Origin of the sequence: Okeania sp. SIO3I5, from assembly GCF_010672085.1 — a bacterium.
In the GTDB taxonomy this organism is placed as follows: Bacteria; Cyanobacteriota; Cyanobacteriia; order Cyanobacteriales; family Microcoleaceae; genus Trichodesmium.
The window spans coordinates 29,304-33,550 of record NZ_JAAHHT010000089.1; the positions used below are offsets into that span (position 1 = coordinate 29,304).

3 protein-coding genes are annotated in these 4,247 nt (G+C 39.3%); all 3 read left to right on the plus strand.

Features of this window, described 5'->3' with window-relative positions; all coding sequences use genetic code 11:
* Positions 1 to 152 precede the first annotated feature (152 nt).
* The 3 genes from F6K40_RS19960 to F6K40_RS19970 all read left to right on the plus strand — a co-directional run bounded on the left by F6K40_RS19960 (position 153) and on the right by F6K40_RS19970 (position 3,874).
* Entirely contained in the window at positions 153 to 494 is a 342-nt protein-coding gene (locus tag F6K40_RS19960; protein WP_293138854.1) for an anti-sigma factor antagonist, read from the plus strand.
* 336 nt (positions 495 to 830) lie between these two features.
* Positions 831 to 2,951, plus strand: a complete 2,121-nt coding sequence (glgX, locus tag F6K40_RS19965) for a glycogen debranching protein GlgX (RefSeq protein WP_293138855.1) — start codon at positions 831 to 833, stop codon at positions 2,949 to 2,951.
* A gap of 581 nt (positions 2,952 to 3,532) precedes the next feature.
* Positions 3,533 to 3,874 carry an anti-sigma factor antagonist gene (locus tag F6K40_RS19970; protein ID WP_293138856.1) on the plus strand — a complete coding sequence of 114 codons (342 nt, stop codon included), beginning with the start codon at positions 3,533 to 3,535 and terminating at the stop codon, positions 3,872 to 3,874.
* The last annotated feature ends 373 nt before the right edge of the window (positions 3,875 to 4,247 follow it).

Below are 4,247 nucleotides of genomic sequence, written 5' to 3' on the forward strand. Positions count from 1 at the left end.
TGAAGTTTATCCATAAAAATATATGGGAGAGGCGGTGCGTTAATCAAATTTAACGCACCCTACTAGACCCTTAATCCGTATATCCGTGGCATAATCCGTGTGAGCAAACCCAACCAACATCTAAAAATCTGAGCATTATTACACTAAATCAAATGACAATTGAAATTAATATTAAAACAGTAGAAGAAATTAAAGTAGTAGAACTAAATGGAGACATCGACGCTAATACAGCACCTGATGTTCAAAAACAAGTTGTACCCCTAGCTGAACCAGATAGCAAAATTCTGATGGATATGACCCAAGTGCCATATATGTCTAGTGCAGGGTTACGAATGTTACTATCACTGTACAGACAAGCAGAATCTAAGAAAGGAAAGGTTGTATTAGTAGGACTTTCTGAAGAACTTCAAGATACTATGTCTGTGACTGGGTTTCTAGACTTTTTTACAACTGTTGAAAAAGTTGAGGAAGGAATGGAAAAACTCAAGGAATAAACAAACTCAACCAAATAAGCTACTAATTGATAATTAATAATTAATAATTAATAACTAGAGATTACAAAGTTCTTCCAAAAAACGATTTGCTTATCTGACTGAAAGTATTACGGGAAAGAGCTTACAGTACCTACAGTTCTGAATAAAGAGTTTCTAACCTTGAGATTGCTGAAAGCCTTAGTTAGCAATAGTTATTCCAAGAACTTCGCGCTGTCTAGTTAATAATTAATTATTAAAGATACGCCATGTGCAACTTTTTCCAAGCGAGAAGGTTTACAGCGGTTTTCATTATCAATTATCCATTATCAATTATCCATTATCAATTATCCAGAAGTCATGTTACAAGAGCGTATTGATATCCATCCTACCCATAGTCACGGTGATTTTAAACTGCGTAGGGGAAATCCTTTTCCATTCGGTGCAACTATGGTGCTTGGAGGAGTCAATTTTTCTATATTTTCTTCTCATGCCACATCCTGTACATTAGTCTTGTTTCAAAAAGGCGCTCCACAACCAATGGCAGAAATTCCTGTTCCTGAAGAATTTCGGATAGGAAATGTTTATTGTCTGATTGTCTTTGACCTTGATGTTGAGAATATCGAATATGGTTACCGCATGGATGGACCGAATAATTTCCATGAGGGTCAATTGTTCGACAAAAGTAAAATTCTCATGGACCCCTATGCTAAGGTTATTGGGGGTCGAGATGTTTGGGGAGAAACACCAAATTGGGATGATATTTATCAACACCGGGCGAGAATTGCTTATGATGATTTTGACTGGGAAAATGACCGCCCTCTGGAAATTCCGCCACAAGATCAGATTATCTATGAAATGCACGTTCGCAGCTTTACCGCTCATTCCTCTTCTGGTGTCAAACATCCGGGAACATTTGCTGCTATCCGGGAAAAAATTCCTTACCTCAAAGAATTAGGCGTTAATGCGGTGGAGTTGATGCCCATCTATGAATTTGATGAGTTTGAAAATTCTCGCCCTAGCCCCATAACAGGAGAAATGCTCTACAATTATTGGGGTTATAGTACGGTCGGATTTTTTGCTCCTAAAGCTGGATACGCAGCTACAGGTAAGTTGGGAATGCAGATAGATGAGTTAAAAAATCTAGTTAAAGAGCTGCATAAAAATGGGATTGAAGTAATTCTGGATGTTGTGTTTAATCACACAGCAGAAGGAAATGAAAATGGTCCGACAATTTCTTTCCGGGGTATTGACAATAAGACATATTATATGTTAACGCCCGAAGGTTATTATTTTAACTTTAGTGGTTGCGGTAATACTATTAACTGTAATAACCCCATTGTGAGAAATGTGGTATTAGATTGTTTGCGCTATTGGGCAAGTGAATATCATATTGATGGTTTCCGGTTTGATTTGGCTTCAATTCTCGGACGTGACCCCTGGGGCGCACCATTAGCAAATCCTCCACTGTTAGAAACTTTGGCTTTTGACCCAATTTTAGCTAACTGTAAGTTAATTGCAGAAGCTTGGGATGCAGGTGGTTTATATCAGGTGGGTTCTTTTCCTGCTTTTGGACGTTGGGCAGAATGGAATGGTAAATATCGCGATGCGATTCGGAAGTTTATTAAAGGTGATTGTACTGTAGGGGAAATGGCGCAACGCATACAAGGTTCCCCTGACCTCTATGCTTGGCAAGGTCGCGCCCCGGCAACATCTATTAATTTTATTACCGCCCATGACGGTTTCACTTTAGCTGATATGGTTTCCTACAATGATAAGCATAATGAAGCTAATGGTGAAAATAATAATGATGGGGCGAATGATAATGAAAGTTGGAACTGTGGCGCCGAGGGTTGGACTGATGACTCAGGGATAAATGCTTTGCGTAGTCGTCAGATGCGAAATGCGATCGCAATTATGATGGTTAGTCAAGGTGTCCCGATGTTACTAATGGGAGATGAAATTGGTCGGAGCAAAAATGGTAATAATAATACTTATTGCCACGACTCCGAACTAAATTGGCTAAATTGGAAATTTCTAGAAACTAATGCTGAGTTATTTAGGTTCGTGAAGAATTGCATTGCATTTCGCAAAGCTCACCCAGTATTGAGAAATCGCCACCATTTCCGAAATCAAGATTATGCTGGTAGTGGAAATTTAGATATTACTTGGCATGGTACTCAGGTTTGGAATGCTGACTGGTCTGCTCATTCTCGGACTATTGCTTTTATGCTTTGTGGTAAACACGCCAAAGAAGCAACAGAGCAAGATAATGATATTTATGTAGCAATGAATATGCACTGGGAAAGTATCTGGTTTGACATTCCCGGTTTATCAGGTGGGAAGAAGTGGCACGTTTTTGCTAATACTGCTTGTGCCTCCCCAGAAGATGCTTGGGAACCAGGGAACGAAGCTGTGTTAGAAAATCAGCAAGGGTTATTGGTTGGCGATCGCTCCGTAGTCATTCTGGTAAGTAAATAGGATTTAAGGAGTAGGGGATTCATTAATGAATAATGGATAATGGATAATGGATAATTATCTCTCTCTAAAAGGGAAAGGATTGACGCTTAAGAAAGAAACTTATTTTTTTCCCCTATCCAAGGGGAGGCTTTCAAGCTGAATTATTTAATTATTAGACAGAGGCGTGAAAATTGAAAATCAAATCAATTATTATCCAGAAATTATCTATTCTTTCTTCCTGTTCCCAGATCCGCTGTTCCCTGTTCCCTCTTGATCTGGAGATGTCTATTAATTATTTGGTAATTTTTTTACCCTTGTCTACCTTTGATACTAACTTTCTGCTAACTTTCTGAACGTTTGAACTGAAACAGGTGGCACTTTTTTTAACCTAAAAATAAGAATTTATCCTAAAAACCCGGTTTCTTTGGATAAGTCCTAATGATATTATAAAGAGGCCAAAAATTTCACCTCCTAGTGAAATTGCTAAAGAAACCGGGTTTATTACCCTGATTATTATTCTTGAAATAACGAAATTTCGTTGAGCAACCCAGTGTCTGGGTAAGTCCTAAAAATCAAAAAAAATCAACAACAAAGGAAAAATTATGGCTTTTACAGCAACCCTAGAAACAATCAAAGATAATATTGCTAAAATAACATTATCTGGAGAGCTAGATGGAGCTACAGCTCCTGACTTTAAAACAAAAGTAGAAGAAGCAGCAGCTACAAGTCCGAGAAGACTTGTTTTAATGATGGAAGAACTAGAATTTATGGCAAGTGCGGGTTTACGGGTATTGATTTTTGCTAAACAAAAAATGGGAACAAATGTTGATATTTATATGGTAGGTGTTCAAGAAACAGTAAAGGATACTATTACTAAAACTGGCTTCGATCAGAGTGTTTATTTGCTGGATGAATATGATGCAGCTCAGATAGAAGCGGTTTAATTAACTTTCCTGGCTGTTGTCCCGCGCTCTCCATCCCCCCTAACCCCCCGTGCCTAGGGGGGAGGGGAGCTCAGGGATGGGAAAGCAAGGGCCAGGATTCGGATACCTTCATAAGCTAAACGTTCATATGCCCAAGACACAAGCTAGGAGCATTTTGTTATTATCAATGTCAACACAGGGGGAGGACATCACCTCTTTCATGCGCAGTGGTCAGGGTTTCCCAGACGCTCAGAATCCCTATTTTTCCATCCCCCCTAACCCCCCTTTGAAAGGGGGTGTCAGCCCAACAACAGGGCAGATGGAATTTCACCACCAAGGTAATAAGAGTTATTCACAAGTCGAGGTTTCCCCTCATGTATTGACTTGGAACGGC

Bases quoted from the DNA above. Each gene is read 5' to 3' on its own strand.
- F6K40_RS19960 (WP_293138854.1), top strand. From the start codon at position 153: ATGACAATTGAAATTAATATTAAAACAGTAGAAGAAATTAAAGTAGTA.
- glgX (WP_293138855.1), top strand. From the start codon at position 831: ATGTTACAAGAGCGTATTGATATCCATCCTACCCATAGTCACGGTGAT.
- F6K40_RS19970 (WP_293138856.1), top strand. From the start codon at position 3,533: ATGGCTTTTACAGCAACCCTAGAAACAATCAAAGATAATATTGCTAAA.